Origin of the sequence: Paracoccus haematequi (genome assembly GCF_900631945.1) — a bacterium.
GTDB classification, from domain to species: domain Bacteria; phylum Pseudomonadota; class Alphaproteobacteria; order Rhodobacterales; family Rhodobacteraceae; genus Paracoccus; species Paracoccus haematequi_A.
In genome coordinates this window covers 25646-40028 of the sequence record NZ_UZWE01000023.1, presented here as the reverse complement: position 1 = coordinate 40028, position 14383 = coordinate 25646, and the positions used below count along the sequence as shown (strand labels likewise).

The following is a 14383-nucleotide window of genomic DNA, read 5'->3' as shown; positions in this document are numbered from 1 at the left end:
AACCTATTGTTATCTAATATAAATCATCTGGTCTATCGACATCGCGAAGCAGCCAGGTATCGACATGGACGCGGTGCAGGTCCGGTCGCGTCCGCAGTACCGCCCCCGCGCCTTGGTCACCCGATAACCGCGCGATGTCCGCGAACATGGATCGTGGCAGACTTGCGGGCGGGGTGATGCGGTCGCCGTCGCTTGCCGCGGCTGGGGCGGGTGCGGCGGCGAGACGCAGCAGCAACGCCGCATTGACATGCGGCATATCACCCAGCACCACCAAGGCGCGGTCATCGTCCACCGCCCCCAGTCCGGCGCGCAGGGACTGCGATTGCGGTCCGATGCTGCGGACGATTCGGAATTCGGGCAGCAGGTTTTCCACCGCGGGGTCGGCAGTCACGGCCAGGGCGGGCAATCCAGTCGCCAGGATTGCCTGGGCTGCATGACGGATCAGAGGTTTGCCCCAATAAGGCGCTTGTAGCTTGCAGGTGGACCCGAACCGCCGGGACGCGCCGGCCGCCAGCAGGACGATCGTGGTCACGACGCCCGTTCCAGAACTTCGGCCAGGACCGAGACGGCCAGGACGCGCGGATCGCGGGCTGATTCGATCAGGCCGATCGGGCCGTGCAGGCGGTCCAGGCCCTTCGTTACGCCCAGTTGGCGCAGGCTTTCCAGGCGCGTATCGCGCGCGCGACGCGACCCCTGAGCGCCGATATAGAAGGCGGGCGATTCCAGGGCGCGGGCCAGGATCGGCGGTTCCCAGTCGTGGTCGTGGAAGAACAGGACCACGGCGCTGCGGTCGTCGATGTTCAGATCGGCTGGCAGGGCGGGCCAGGGCAACAGACGGATCGGCGACCCCCGCGCCTCGGCCCGCGACAAGGCTTCGCGGTCGGGCGCGAGGACCAGATGAGGATAGCCAGCCGCCCGCACCAGATCCGCGAAGACGGCGGCTTCGGGACCTTGGCCGAAGATCAGAAAGCGGGGCGGGGGCGGCAGCGCGATGCGGAACCCTTCCGGCGTCGCGCCGGTCGGCCCCGGATCGCAGCGGTTCAGGCGCAGGTCCGGGGTGACGCAAAGCGCGACATGCTGGCGCGCCGCCCGCGCCGCCGCGATCTCGGCCAGCAGGGCCGGGCAGGGGCGGGGAATCAGGGTCACGTCCAGCCCGCCGCCGCAGGGCAGGCGCAGGTCGAACCAGGGCGAGCCTTCCCCATAGCGCAAGCGAACAGGCCCATCCGCCAAGGCCATCCGGGCATGGCGCGCCAGATCCGTTTCGATGCAGCCGGAACTGAGCGTTCCGACCTGCCGATCCCCGCAAAAAGCCATCATCTCGCCCAAGGGGCGATAGGACGGGCCGGTGATGCCGGTGATGATCGCCAGGACCGGATTGTCGCAGGCCAAGGCCGCCCCCAGCGGATCGTCGGGCATGTCCCCCGACGGGGCGGGAAAGGCCCCGGCCTGCATCAGTCCAATCCGGCGATGATCTTGTCCGGCGTCGCCGGAAGCTGCCGGACGCGCACCCCGCAGGCGTTGTGGATAGCGTTCAGCACCGCCGCGCCCGCGCCGCAAATGCCCAGTTCGCCCAGACCCTTGGCTTGCAGCGGGCCGACATAGGCATCGCGTTCGGGCAGGAAATGCACCTCAAGCTCCGGGACATCGGCATGGCAGGGGATATGGTATTCCGCCAGGTCGCGGCTGACAACATGCCCGTCGCGGGGGTCGTGTTCCATCGCCTCGGTCAGGGCGATGCCGATGCCGAAGCTCATGCCGCCCAGGCATTGCGACCGGGCGGTCTTTTCGTTCAGCACCCGTCCGCAAGCAAAGACGCCCATCATCCGGCGGACGCGGACCTCTCCGGTCCAGCGGTTCACGGCAACCTCGGCCCAATGGCTGCCCCAGGTCGCCTGACGGTGGGTCTTTTCCGTCTTGCCGGGCTGCAAATGCCCTTCGGCGGTGATCTGGCCGTCGATCAGCTCCGACAGCGGCCGCGACACATTCCCGGCGCGGGCCATGCCGTCGTGCAGCGTCAGGTCGGTTTCGTCGCAACGCATCGTCCTGGCGATCTGGCTGCGGATTTCCTCGCAGGCGAGATAGACGGAATTGCCGCTGGAGGCCGCGCCGAAGGATCCGCCCGACCCTGCGGCGGGCGGAAAGTCGGTGTCGCCCAGCCGGACCTCGACCCGGTCAGCGGGAAGGCCCAGCATTTCGGCGGCAAGCTGCCCCAGGATCGTATAGGTGCCCGTGCCGATATCGGTCATGTCGGTCTCGACGATGGCCCGGCCGTCCTGGTGCAGGGTGACGCGCGCGCGGGATTCGACCAGCATGTTCACGCGCACCGCCGCCGCCATGCCCATGCCGATGAACCATTCCCCCTCGATGCGCTGCCCGGAGGGTTTGCGGGCCGACCAGCCGAAGCGTTCGGCGCCATCGCGCAGCGCCTCGGCCAGCTTGTGGCTGGAAAAGGGACGATCCGTCACCGGCTCGGCATCGGGGATGTTGCGCAGACGCAGTTCCACCGGGTCGATCCCGGCGGCCTCGGCCAGTTCGTCCATGGCGCATTCGAAGACGGTGACGCCGACCGCCTCGCCCGGCGCGCGCACGGATCCGGCGCAGCCGCGATGGATCCGGGAGACGGCATGGACGATCTGGCGATGCGCCGCCTGATAGGTGAAGGGCGTGGCCTGGGTCACGGGTTCGGAGAATTCGCTGCCCGGCAGGTTCGACACCAGGACGTCATGGCCGATGCCCGACAGCACCCCGTTTGCATCGCAAGCCAGCCGGACCCGCTGGCGGGTTTCCGACCGGCGATGCGCCAGGTCGAAGACCTGCTGGCGGGTCATCGCCACCATCACCGGCCGGTTCAGCTCTCGTGCGGCGATGGCGGCCGCCACCGCCTCGGCATTGATCCCCAGCTTGGATCCGAAACCGCCGCCGACATAGGGTGCCAGCAGCCGCACCTTGCTTTCGCGGATGCCCAAGGCGTCCGCCATCTGCTTGCGGTTCGACGACAGCATTTGCAGCCCGGCCCGGACGGTGACATGCCCCCCGTCCCATTCGGCGATGGCGGCATGGGGTTCCATGGCCGCCGACATCTGCGACGGTGTATGCCAGACCTGATCGACCGTCACGGCGGCGTCGCGCATCGCCTGATCCAGATCGCCCGTGGCCGACTGCTTCTTCGGCGGCAGTTCGGGCGTCACCGATTCGGGGATGACCGGCACGGTTTCCGGGGCATAGCGGATGGCGATGTTCTGGGCGGCATGGCGCGCGGCTTCGAAGGTCTCGGCCACGACCAGGGCGATGGCCTGGCCCATGTATTCGACCCGTTCCGGGCCCGAGGGGGGCGCCTTTTCGGCCTGACCCTGGGCGGCGTAATGGATCATCCGCTTGTCCTGGATCACCGCCAGGGCGCCGGGCGCGTCGCCGATCTCCAGCACCTTGCCCGCTGGAATCTCGGCCTGGACCAGAACCCCATAGGCCATGTTGCGGGGCCGCGCCTCGGCGGCATAGGTCGCGCGGCCGGTGACCTTCAGCGGCCCCTCCAGCCGGTTGAGGGGCTGGCCCAGCACGCCTTGGGCCATATGGTCCAGCCGGTCGTCATGGTTCGGGCCATCGACCCGCAAGTGCCGTGTCATGGCTTGGCCTCCATTCCGGTCGCGTCGCGCAAGGTGGCGATCAGGCTGCGCCGCAACAGGGGGATCTTGAACTGGTTCTCGCCCCAGGCTTTCGCCGGGCGCAGCAGGATCTCTGCCGCTTCGGCGAACAGCGCGTCCGAGGGTTCCTGGCCCGCCAGCACCGCTTCGACTTCCGGGTCGCGCCAGGGCTTCGCGGCCACCCCGCCGAAGGCCAGCGCAGCCTGCGAGATCCGGCCATCCTCCATGCCGACCACCGCCGCGACCGAGACCAGGGCAAAGGCATAGGATGCGCGGTCGCGCACCTTGCGATAGCGGTGCTGACCGCCGACCGGGGCGGGCAGGGTGACGCCGGTGATGATCTCGCCCGGCCGCAGCACGGTTTCGATCTCGGGGGTATCGTCGGGCAGCAGGTGGAAATCGGCCAGCGGCACCTGCCGGGGGGCGGGGCCGTCGATATTCACCACCGCATCCAGGGCGCGCAGGGCCACCGCCATGTCGCCCGGATAGGTGGCGATGCAGTGGTCCGACGCGCCAAGGATCGCGTGGTTGCGCGTCACCCCGCCGATGGCCGCGCAGCCCGCGCCGGGGTCGCGCTTGTTGCAGGCCATGCGGCGGTCATAGAAATACGGGCAGCGGGTGCGCTGCATGAGGTTGCCGCCGGTCGTGGCCATGTTGCGCAACTGTCCGCTGGCGCCTGCCAGCAGCGCACGCGACAGCACCGGATAATCGCGCCGGATGACCGGGTGCGCGGCCAGGTCGCTGTTTCTGACAAGCGCGCCGATGCGCAGACCGTCGTCCTCGGATTCGACCCGGTTCAGATCCAGGCGGGTGATGTCGACCAAGGCATCGGGTGCCATCACCTCGTGCTTCATCAGATCCAGCAGGTTGGTGCCGCCCGCGATGATCGTGGCGCTTGCGGGCAGATCGGCCAGGGACGCCGCGCGAAGATAGGTGAATTCCCTCATGCCGCGTCCTCGTGCCGGTCGTCCGCGCCGGCCGCCTGGCGGATGGCCGCGACGATATGGGTATAGGCGGCGCAGCGGCACAGATTGCCGCTCATCCGTTCGGCGATTTCCGCGTGGGACAGCGCGAACGGCCCCTCCAGACTGGCCGAGGCGTGGCTGGGCCAACCCGCCGCGATCTCCTCAAGCATTCCGGTCGCCGAGCAGATCTGGCCCGGCGTGCAATAGCCGCATTGGAAACCGTCATGGTCCAGGAACTGCTGTTGCAGCGGGGACAGGCGGTCGGGGCTGCCAAGGCCCTCGATGGTGGTGATCTGCGCGTCTTCGGCCATGCAGGCCAGGGTCAGGCAGGAATTGACCCGGCGGCCGTCGATCAGCACCGTGCAGGCGCCGCATTGGCCGTGGTCGCAGCCCTTCTTGGTGCCGGTCAGCCCCAGGTGATGGCGCAGCGCATCCAGAAGCGTGGTGCGCGCGTCCACGTCAAGGTCATGGGTCGCGCCGTTCAGGTGAAGTGTGATCTGCATGAATCCCCCGGAGGCTGGCATGGATTGCTGGCTGGTGGCAGGGTCTCAACCGCCAGCCGGGCCGGACGTTCCATGCGTCCGCAACTTCCGGCAGGCAGAGAGAGCGTCCTAACGGGCGGCGATGTCCTGGCCGCCCATTTCCTCGAAAGCGTTTCGGACCAGATCCGCCTTGTCCGCCGCCACATCGGCCGACAGCCTGATGCCGCCGCGCAGGGCCGGATCGGACGGGGTATCGCCCTTGGCGGCATCGCCGCCGGACGGGCGGGTGCCTGCCGTGTTGTCGTCGCCCTGCGCCTCGGCAAAGATGTCGGCGCGGTTCAACCCGTGCTGCTGGACCAGATGTTCGATGGCGTAATCCGCGGCCTCGCGCGTCTGGAAAAGGGCGACGATGGTCTTGGTGGCACTGTCCGACATGGGATTCTCCTGCGATGGGGGGTTCGGGGGCAACAGCAGATCGACCAGCCGCGCGGCCGTCAGGCCAACCGCCGCACCGGCCGCGACATCCGCCGGGTAATGCCTGGCGCGCGGGATCTGCACGCCCGACATCAGCGCCGCGGCGGCCCAGGCGGGCAGTGCCAGGGGCGGCATGTCGCGGGCCACGATGGCCGCCACCGCCACCGCGCCCGCCGTATGGCCCGACGGGAACGAGGTGTCGTGCCCGCCCTGCGTCTCTCCCGGCTCGAAGGTATAGTCGCGGTCCTTCACGACCTCTTCGGGGCGGATGCGGCGCAGGCGGTTCTTGATCTGCCGCTTGACGGCATTGGCCAGCACATGCGCCACCATCATCCGCAACCCGGTCCGGGCCACATCGGGGCGCCCGGCGGCCAGCCCGCCCGCGATCACCGCGCCGCAGACTGTGCCCAGCGGGATCTGGTCGGCCAGTTCGCTGGCCGCGCCAAGGGTCTTGACCAGGGGGTGGTGGCGATGACGGGCGGCCAGGGCGGCGGCCTCGACATCCATCCGCTCCAACCCTTCGGTCTGGGGTGCGGGATGGGCGGCGGGATGGGGGCGTTGTGACATGGCTTGGTAACGGCGCGCCTGGGGGGCGGTTCCCGCCGGGTGCGGAACAAATCGCCGCGCGTCCCGGTTTTCCTCTGCGACCATCAGTGACGAACAGGAGGATCCGCGATGGCCAATGCAAGCAGCAAGAAATTCGGCGCGGGCCAGCAGGACCAGGGAAAGGGCGACGGCAGCGGCGGCATGTCCCCGGCCGACTCGGACGAACTGTCGGAAAACGAGGTTCTGTCGAACCGCGACAAATCCCGCCATTCGGACCAGCGGGGCCTGGATTCCCGGCATGTCGAAACCGAACAGCATCACGATCACGTGGCGAACCGCCAAGGCGACGATGCGCATGAAGCGCAAGACCGCCGCAAACCCCCCAGCACATAGGAGGCCGTCATGGTCGGCAAGAAGACCCACGACCAGCAACAGCGGATCATCGAGAAGAAGGTCGACACGACCAATGCCGATCCCGATTTCGACCCGCGCCCGGATCTGAAGGCCTCGGACCGGCGCGAGGACCGGAAAGAAAAGCAGGACAAGGATCAGGGCCGATAGAACGACATCCGGGCAGCGCGGTCAGGCGACCGACCCTGCCCGGACTGGCTGTCTGAAGGCTCGAAAGGCCAGCAAGGCTTATTCGCCGCCGTTCGTGGCGCGGTCGTTCTGCCGGGCCTTGCGGTCGCCCGCCTCGCGGTTCTGGCCGCCCGCATTCGGTTCATGAGACGGATGGATCTGCTTGGGGTTCAAATCCGCATGGCCTATCTTGGCCTGTTGCGCCGCCTGCTTGATGGCGTATTTTTCGTTTTCCGCCTTGGGATCGAATTTGTCTGCCATGGTCTGCTCCTTTCCAAGGGTGCAGGGGTCAACCCCCAGCGGGGCGCGTCCGTTCCCGATTGCAACGCGGAGAAGATGCGCGCCCTGATCGCCACCCATGACGACATCGACCGCAACAGGGCGATGGCGAAGGGGATGGGATAACGGCCGCCATCGCGATTGATCTGGAAATGCACCGAGTGTATTTATACTGTCGACAACTCCCCTCGCGCATCGGAGACCGGATTGATGACAGAAGCCGGCGGCTTTCCAGAACGCAAGCGCGGATCCGGGGTCAAGCTGGTCTATGACCAGCTTCGCGACGAGATCCTGGATCTGGTCCTTCTGCCCGGCAGTCCCATCGACGAGGTGCAGCTTGCCGAACGCTTCGGCATGTCCCGCACCCCGATCCGCGAGGCCCTGGTGCGGCTGTCGGGCGAAGGGCTGGTTGAAACGCTGCCCAACCGCTCGACCATGGTCGCCAATATCGACTTCCTGAACCTGCACACCTTTTTCGACGCCATGACGCTGATGTATCGCGTCACCACGCGGCTGGCCGCGACCTATCACCAGCCCGCCGACCTCGAGGCGATCCGCGAACACCAGGCGCGTTTCGACGCCGCCGTCTCTGCCCAGGACGCCCTGGGAATGATCGCGTCGAACCGGGATTTCCACGCCGCCATCGCCGAGGCCGGCCGCAATCCCTATTACACCAGCCTGTTCCTGCGCATCCTGGACGAAGGCCGGCGCCTGCTGCGGCTGTATTACCAGTCCTTCAACGACCGCCTGCCGCCCGAGATCGTCGGCGAACACGAGGCCATCATCGACGCCATCAAGGTCCGCGACGTGGATCTGTGCGACCAGCTGGCCAAGACCCATGCCGACCAGATCATCCGCCAGATCCAGCATTTCCTGGCACGCGACGAACGACAGACCGTCGCTTTGTGACTCAGCCGCCGGAATCTTGTCGACAAATAAAATGCATGGACTAAAATGCGGGGCATCGAATCCGCAATGCCATGCCGTTCCACAAGGATCCTCGCGATGAACACCCAGATTTTCACCGGCGTCATTCCCGCCCTGATGACCCCCTGCGCCGCCGATCGCAGCCCCGATTACGACGCGCTTGTCCGCAAGGCGCAGGAACTGATCGCGGCGGGCATGTCGGCGGTGGTCTATTGCGGGTCCATGGGCGACTGGCCGCTGCTGACCGACGCGCAGCGGATGGAGGGGGTGGAACGGCTGGTCGGCGCGGGCATCCCGGTGATCGTCGGGACCGGCGCGGTCAATTCGAAATCGGCCGTGGCCCATGCGGCGCACGCGCAGAAGGTCGGCGCGGCGGGGCTGATGGTGATCCCGCGGGTGCTGTCGCGCGGACTGTCGCCCGTGGCGCAGCGCCACCATTTCAAGGCGATCCTGTCGGCGGCGCCCGACCTTCCGGCGGTGATCTATAACAGCCCCTATTACGGGTTCGAGACAAAGGCCGACCTGTTCTTCGCCCTTCGGGCCGAACATCCGAACCTGCTGGGTTTCAAGGAATTCGGCGGCGCCAAGGCGATGACCTATGCCGCCGAACACATCACCAGTGCCGATGACGGCGTGATCCTGATGGCGGGCGTCGATACCGGCGTCTATCACGGCTATGTCAAATGCGGCGCCACCGGCACCATCACCGGCATCGGCAACGTGATCCCGCGCGAAATCCTGCATTTCGTGGCGCTTGCCAAGGCCGCGGCAGAGGGCGATCTGGACGCCCGGACCCGCGCGCAGGAAATGGGCGAGGCGCTGGAGGTCCTGTCGTCCTGGGACGAGGGCACGGATCTGGTCCTGTATTACAAGCACATGATGGTGCTGCAAGGCGACGCCGAATACGCGCTGCATTTCAACGAGACGGACGAGCTGACGCCCAGCCAGAAGGGCTGGGCCGAACGCCAGCTGGCCCAGTTCAAGACCTGGTACGGGGAATGGAGCAAGCTTCCCGGCGCCGTCCAGACCTGCAAGCCCTGATCCGGCCAAGCCCCCGAAACCGGGGGGCTTGTTCGTTCAGGCGACCGCATCCAGGCCAAGCGCCAGGAAGCGGTCCAACTGCGCCGTCTCGGCCGGGGTCAGCGCGACGCCCTGGGCCATGGCCTTGGCGCGGGCGGCATAGCGGCGCTGCGACGGCAGGCGCGCGCCCTGGCCCTGGATCGCCTCGAACAGCTGCTCGGCGCGCGCGAAGGGATCGCCCGACCGGCCGGCGGCGAATTTTTCGGGCGACAGGGCCAGGATCAACTCGCCGTGGAATGGCGCCAGCGTCGTGGTTCCCAGGAAATCCAGCACCTCGGGGCTGGTCAGGTCGCCGATCATCACACCCGCCAGCAATTCGATCATGGTGCTGATGGCCGACCCCTTGTGCCCGCCGAAGGGCAGCATCGCGCCGCCCAGGGCCGCGTCGGGATCGGTGGTGGGCTGACCGTCCGCGTCGATGGCCCAGCCTTCGGGCAGGGACTTTCCGGCGCGGCGGTGCAGTTCGATCTCGCCCCGCGCGGCGACCGAGGTTGCAAAGTCGAAGACATAGGGATCGCGCCCCGGCCGGGGCCAGCCAAAGGCCAGGGGGTTGGTGCCCAGCAACGGCCGGTTGCCCCCGGCGGGCGCCACCGTGGCGTAGCTGGGGCACATCACCAGACCGGCCAGGCCCTGCCCCGTCAGGGCCTCGACTTCGGGCCAAAGGGCCGCGAAATGCGTGCAGTCGTTGATGACAAGCGCGGCAAGACCCAGATCGCGTGCGCGATCCGCAAGATGGGGCAGGCCCAGGTCAAAGGCGGCATTGGAAAACCCGCCCGCCGCATCGACCCGGACGATGGCGCCGTCCGTGGGCAGCAGGCGGGGCAGGGCGGTGCCGCTGACCTTTCCGGCCTTGAGGGTCCGCAGCACGCCCTCGATCCGATAGATGCCATGCGACTTGCAGCCGTCCCGCTCGCCCGCCGCGATCACGCGGGCCAGCGATGCGCCTTGATGAGGGGCAAGGCCTGCGCGCGCGAAGACCTGTTCCACGCGCCGTTGCAGGTCGTCGAATGTCAAAGCCTGGGCCATCTGCCGTCCTTTTCAGGTGATCTGCGGATAATTTCATGTATACAATAAATATGCAGCGATACAACTGGGTGCCGGACCCGCCCTTCGCGACAGGATCCTGCGTCAGAACGGCCTCCCGCGACATATAATCCCGAACGTATACAACTTGTATTTTTATTTTGCCTTGGAACCAAAATGCAAGAATAGTGGCGGAAAGGAATCGGTCAAAAGACCGGCGAAAGATCAACCGACAGGAGAAGACCATGATCAAGACAAAACTGGCCGCCGGCCTGATGGCCGCCTGCGCGATGACCGCCCCCGCCTTTGCGGACAAGCTGGACGACATCATCGCCTCGGGGACGCTGCGCTGCGCGGTGGTGCTGGACTTCCCGCCGATGGGAATGCGCGACGAATCCAACAACCCCATCGGCTTCGACGTGGATTACTGCAACGACCTGGCCGCCGCCCTGGGTGTCACGGCGGAAATCGTCGAAACCCCCTTCCCCGAACGCATCCCCGCGTTGATGTCGGGCCGGGTGGATGTGGGCGTCGCCTCGACCTCGGACACGCTGGAACGGGCCAAGACCGTCGGCATGTCGATCCCCTATTACGCCTTCGAGAACGCCGTGGTCGCCAATGACAAGGTCGAGATGACGACGTGGGAGGACATGAAGGGCAAGACCGTCGGCGCGACGGCGGGCACCTATGAGGCGATCTGGCTGGAAAAGCAGGTCAACGAATGGGGCGAGGGCAGCTTCCGCCCCTATCAGACCCAGGCCGACGTGTTCCTGGCGCTGAGCCAGGGCCAGCTTGACGCCACCGTCTCGACGGTCGAGGTCGCCAATGCCAACGTGAAATCCGGCAACTTCCCCGGCATCCGGGTCGTCGACAAGGCGCCGATGGTGCCCGATTATGTCGCGCTGTTCACGATGCGCAACGAATACGGCCTGATCAACTATCTGAATCTGTTCGTGAACCAGCAGGTCCGCACCGGCCGCTATGCCGAACTGTACAAGAAATGGGTCGGCGAAGGCGAACCGGCCAACCTGGCCATTCCCGGCGTTTATCGCTGAAACCAGACAGGGCGGTGCGGTCATTGCACCGCCCTGATGCGTTCCGATACGGGCGGGTACCATGTTCAATTACACGTTCCAATGGAAGCAGGCGCTTGCGCGGCTTCCCCAGATGCTTGATGGCGCGATCGTCACCATGCAGATCGCCATCCTGTCGATGGCGATCGGAATCCTGCTGGCGGTCGTGCTGACCATGTTCCGGCTGTCGGGCAACCGGGCGCTGTCCGCCATTGCCAAGACCTGGGTCGAGATCGCCCGCAACACGCCCGCGCTGTTCCAGATCTACATGGCGCATTTCGGGCTGGGCAGCTTCGGCATCCACCTGTCGCCCTTCGCCTCGATCCTGCTGGGGATCACCTTCAACAACGCGGGCTACCTGACCGAAAACTTCCGCGGTGCCCTGAAGGCCATTCCCGACACCCAGACCCGCGCAGGCCGGTCGCTGGGCTTCGGCGCTGCGGGGGCGTTCCGCTATATCGTGCTGCCGCAGATGCTGCGCATTTCCTTCCTGCCGATGACGAACCAGATGGTCTGGGCGATCCTGATGACATCGCTTGGGGTGACCGTGGGGATGAACAGTGATCTTTACGGGGTGACGCAGGATCTGAACGCGCTGACCTTCCGCACGTTCGAACTGTTCGCCGTCGCCGCCGTGATCTTCTATCTGATCACCAAGGTGATCACGCTGGGGGCGCGGCTGGTCGCTTCCCGCCTGTTCCGGTATTGAGGGTGGGCGCCGTCATGTTCGATACCGCACTGACCGCCGCCGATTTCGTCTTTCTTGCCAAAGGCGCCGGCGTAACCATCATCGTCACCCTTATCTCGGTGCTTGCGGGCACGATCCTGGGCATCCTCTTCGGGGTCTTCCGCTATCAGGTGGGGGCCATCTGGGCCGCGCCTCTGACCTTCGTGCTGGACATCTTCCGCTCGATCCCGCTGCTGATCCAGCTTGTGCTGGCCAATGCCTTCATCGGCACGATCCTGCAAATCCGCATCTCGGGCTTTACCGTCGCCTGCATCGTGCTGTCGATGTACACCGCCGCCTTCTGTTCGGAAATCGTGCGCGGCGGCATCGAGGCGGTGCCCGCGACCACGCGGCGCGCCGCACGGTCGCTGGGCATGACCTGGGGGCAGGACATGCGCGAGATCGTGCTGCCGCTGGCCACGCGCGTCGCGCTGCCGTCGTGGATCGGGCTTGCGCTGGGCGTGATGAAGGATTCGGCCCTGGTCTATGTCGTGCAGGTCACCGAGCTGCTGAAATCCACCCAGATCCTCATCACCCGCTTGCAGGAACCGCTGCTGCTGCTGCTGATCTGCGGTGCCTTCTACTTTGTCATCTCGTTCCCGCTGGCCCGGTTCGGCGGCTATCTGGAAAAACGGTGGTCCAATGATTGAGATCGAAAACGTCCGCAAATCCTTCGGATCGCTGGAAGTCCTGAAGGGCATCGACCTGACCGTCCAGAAGGGCGAGGTGGTGACCATCATCGGCGGGTCCGGTTCGGGCAAGTCCACGCTCTTGACCTGCATCAACGGGCTTGAACCCATCGACTCCGGCCGCATCCTGGTCGACGGGACCGAGGTTCACGCCAAGGGCACCGACCTGAACAAGCTGCGGCGCAAGATCGGGATCGTCTTCCAGCAGTTCAACGCCTTCCCGCATCTGACGGTGCTGGAAAACGTGACGCTGGCGCAACGCAAGGTGCTGAAGCGGTCCAGGGCCGAGGCCGAGGCCGAGGCGGTCAAGCAGTTGAACCATGTGGGCCTGGGCGACAAGCTGAAGGTCTATCCCGGCCGGCTGTCGGGGGGCCAGCAGCAGCGCATGGCGATCGCCCGCGCCCTGGCCATGTCGCCCGACTACATGCTGTTCGACGAGGTGACTTCGGCGCTTGATCCGCAATTGGTGGGCGAGGTTCTGGACACGCTGCGGATGCTGGCGGGCGAAGGCATGACGATGATCTGCGTCACCCACGAGATGAAATTCGCGCGCGAGGTGTCGGACCGCGTGGCCTTTTTCCACAAGGGCGTGATGGCGGAAATCGCCCCGCCGGAACAGTTGTTCGGGAACCCCAAAGACACCGAGTTGCAGAAGTTTCTGTCGGCGACACACTGACATGGCGGAAGTGATCGTCATCGGCGCGGGCGTCGTCGGCCTGTCGTCGGCCTTGGCGCTTCGGGCGCGGGGACTGTCCGTGACCGTGCTGGACCGCGAAGGCCCGGCGGCGGGGGCATCGGCGGGCAATGCCGGGGCCTTTGCCTTCACCGACATCCTGCCGCTGGCCTCGCCCGGCATCATGAAGAAAGCGCCGAAATGGCTGCTGGATCCGCTGGGGCCGCTGTCGGTGCCGCCCGCCTATGCGCTGCGGATCGCGCCCTGGATGTGGCGTTTCTGGCGGGCCTGTTCCGTGGCGAACGTCGCCGCCTCGACCGCCGCGCAGACCGCGCTGATGGACCTGTCCAAGACGGAACTGGAGCCCTTCCTGGCGGCCACCGGCACCGCCCCCATGCTGCGCAAGGAAGGCAACCTTCAGGTCTATGAAAGCCAGGCCGAATTCAACGCATCCCTGCCTGGCTGGCAGGCCCGCGCCGATCACGGCATCGACTTCCGGCACATGACCCCGGACGAGATGGCGCAGATCCAGCCGGGCCTGTCGCCGCGCTTCACGCACGGCACCTTTACCCCCGGCTGGTATTCCATCGCCGATCCCCGCGATTACGTTCTGGCCCTGGCCGACCGTTTCCGCGCCGATGGCGGCACCATCACCATCGCCGAGGCGACGGGCCTGACCGATACTGGCGTCGTCACGGCTTCGGGGCCGCTGACGGGCCGGGTTGTGCTGGCGGCGGGGGCGCATTCTCACCGGCTGGCGCGGACTCTGGGCGTTCAGATCCCGCTTGAGACCGAGCGCGGCTATAACACCACCCTGCCGGGCGACGCCTTCGACCTGCGCACGCAGGTGACCTTCGGCGGGCATGGCTTTGTCGTCTCGAAACTGTCCTCGGGCATCCGGGTCGGCGGCGCGGTGGAACTGGGCGGGCTGGACCTGCCCCCGAACTTCAAGCGATCGCAGGCGATGCTGGACAAGGCGGCGGCCTTCCTGCCCGGCCTGCGCACCACGGGCGGCACGCAATGGATGGGGTTCCGGCCGTCCTTGCCCGACAGCCTGCCCGCCCTCGGCCCGCTGCCCGGCCATCCGAACGTCACCTGCGCCTTCGGCCACGGCCATCTGGGCCTGACGCAATCGGCGGGTACTGCCCGGATCGTCGCCGACCTCGTGGCCGGGGCCACGCCCGCCATCGACCTCGCGCCCTTTTCCCCGGCTCGTTTCTGAGAA

At 66.6% G+C, this 14383-nt stretch carries 17 protein-coding genes; 9 read left to right on the top strand and 8 right to left on the bottom strand.

The window, feature by feature from the left end; genetic code table 11:
- Positions 1 to 13 precede the first annotated feature (13 nt).
- The 6 genes from PARHAE_RS04730 to PARHAE_RS04705 form a co-directional block, all read right to left on the bottom strand.
- Entirely contained in the window at positions 14 to 532 is a 519-nt protein-coding gene (locus tag PARHAE_RS04730; protein WP_164555145.1) for a nucleotidyltransferase family protein, read from the bottom strand.
- A complete protein-coding gene (locus PARHAE_RS04725) occupies positions 529 to 1416 on the bottom strand; it encodes an XdhC family protein (protein ID WP_164555144.1) in 888 nt (295 codons plus the stop codon). Before PARHAE_RS04725 ends, PARHAE_RS04730 begins: the two co-directional genes overlap by 4 nt.
- A gap of 35 nt (positions 1417 to 1451) precedes the next feature.
- Positions 1452 to 3623: a xanthine dehydrogenase family protein molybdopterin-binding subunit gene (locus tag PARHAE_RS04720; RefSeq protein WP_126153455.1), complete on the bottom strand. Its 2172-nt coding sequence runs from the start codon at positions 3621 to 3623 to the stop codon at positions 1452 to 1454.
- Positions 3620 to 4588, bottom strand: coding sequence for an FAD binding domain-containing protein (locus PARHAE_RS04715; RefSeq protein WP_126153454.1), 969 nt, complete (start codon positions 4586 to 4588; stop codon positions 3620 to 3622). The genes PARHAE_RS04720 and PARHAE_RS04715 overlap by 4 nt, the downstream gene beginning before the upstream one ends.
- On the bottom strand, positions 4585 to 5109 hold the full coding sequence (locus PARHAE_RS04710; protein WP_126153453.1) for a 2Fe-2S iron-sulfur cluster-binding protein: 525 nt from the start codon (positions 5107 to 5109) through the stop codon (positions 4585 to 4587). Before PARHAE_RS04710 ends, PARHAE_RS04715 begins: the two co-directional genes overlap by 4 nt.
- Before the next feature lie 108 nt (positions 5110 to 5217).
- Positions 5218 to 6129, bottom strand: a complete 912-nt coding sequence (locus PARHAE_RS04705) for a phosphatase PAP2 family protein (protein ID WP_164555143.1) — start codon at positions 6127 to 6129, stop codon at positions 5218 to 5220.
- A 108-nt stretch (positions 6130 to 6237) separates the two neighbouring features.
- Between PARHAE_RS04705 and PARHAE_RS04700 the strand changes: the two genes are divergently transcribed.
- Both PARHAE_RS04700 and PARHAE_RS20990 read left to right on the top strand, forming a co-directional pair.
- Positions 6238 to 6501 (top strand): hypothetical protein, encoded by a 264-nt coding sequence (locus PARHAE_RS04700; protein ID WP_126153451.1) that lies wholly within the window; start codon positions 6238 to 6240, stop codon positions 6499 to 6501.
- Positions 6502 to 6510: 9 nt separating this feature from the next.
- Complete coding sequence (locus PARHAE_RS20990; RefSeq protein ID WP_164555142.1) at positions 6511 to 6669, top strand: hypothetical protein; 159 nt, start codon at positions 6511 to 6513, stop codon at positions 6667 to 6669.
- Positions 6670 to 6747: 78 nt separating this feature from the next.
- Here PARHAE_RS20990 and PARHAE_RS04695 read toward each other — a convergent pair whose 3' ends face one another.
- Positions 6748 to 6948 (bottom strand): hypothetical protein, encoded by a 201-nt coding sequence (locus PARHAE_RS04695; RefSeq protein WP_126153450.1) that lies wholly within the window; start codon positions 6946 to 6948, stop codon positions 6748 to 6750.
- Positions 6949 to 7176: 228 nt separating this feature from the next.
- On the opposite strand from PARHAE_RS04695, the gene PARHAE_RS04690 reads away from it, so the two are divergent.
- Positions 7177 to 7875 (top strand): GntR family transcriptional regulator, encoded by a 699-nt coding sequence (locus PARHAE_RS04690; protein WP_126153449.1) that lies wholly within the window; start codon positions 7177 to 7179, stop codon positions 7873 to 7875.
- A gap of 96 nt (positions 7876 to 7971) precedes the next feature.
- Complete coding sequence (locus tag PARHAE_RS04685; protein ID WP_126153448.1) at positions 7972 to 8934, top strand: dihydrodipicolinate synthase family protein; 963 nt, start codon at positions 7972 to 7974, stop codon at positions 8932 to 8934.
- 36 nt (positions 8935 to 8970) lie between these two features.
- On the opposite strand, the gene PARHAE_RS04680 is transcribed toward PARHAE_RS04685, so the two are convergent.
- The gene (locus tag PARHAE_RS04680; RefSeq protein ID WP_126153447.1) at positions 8971 to 9999 is read right to left on the bottom strand and encodes an Ldh family oxidoreductase; all 1029 of its coding nucleotides are present in this window, start codon (positions 9997 to 9999) and stop codon (positions 8971 to 8973) included.
- A 242-nt stretch (positions 10000 to 10241) separates the two neighbouring features.
- On the opposite strand from PARHAE_RS04680, the gene PARHAE_RS04675 reads away from it, so the two are divergent.
- From PARHAE_RS04675 to PARHAE_RS04655, 5 genes are all read left to right on the top strand, one after another.
- Entirely contained in the window at positions 10242 to 11051 is an 810-nt protein-coding gene (locus PARHAE_RS04675; protein ID WP_126153446.1) for an ABC transporter substrate-binding protein, read from the top strand.
- A gap of 61 nt (positions 11052 to 11112) precedes the next feature.
- Positions 11113 to 11778, top strand: a complete 666-nt coding sequence (locus PARHAE_RS04670; protein WP_126153445.1) for an amino acid ABC transporter permease — start codon at positions 11113 to 11115, stop codon at positions 11776 to 11778.
- A 14-nt stretch (positions 11779 to 11792) separates the two neighbouring features.
- On the top strand, positions 11793 to 12446 hold the full coding sequence (locus PARHAE_RS04665) for an amino acid ABC transporter permease (protein WP_126153444.1): 654 nt from the start codon (positions 11793 to 11795) through the stop codon (positions 12444 to 12446).
- On the top strand, positions 12439 to 13161 hold the full coding sequence (locus tag PARHAE_RS04660) for an amino acid ABC transporter ATP-binding protein (protein ID WP_126153443.1): 723 nt from the start codon (positions 12439 to 12441) through the stop codon (positions 13159 to 13161). The genes PARHAE_RS04665 and PARHAE_RS04660 overlap by 8 nt, the downstream gene beginning before the upstream one ends.
- A 1-nt stretch (position 13162) precedes the next feature.
- Positions 13163 to 14380: an NAD(P)/FAD-dependent oxidoreductase gene (locus tag PARHAE_RS04655; RefSeq protein WP_126153442.1), complete on the top strand. Its 1218-nt coding sequence runs from the start codon at positions 13163 to 13165 to the stop codon at positions 14378 to 14380.
- Positions 14381 to 14383 lie beyond the last annotated feature (3 nt).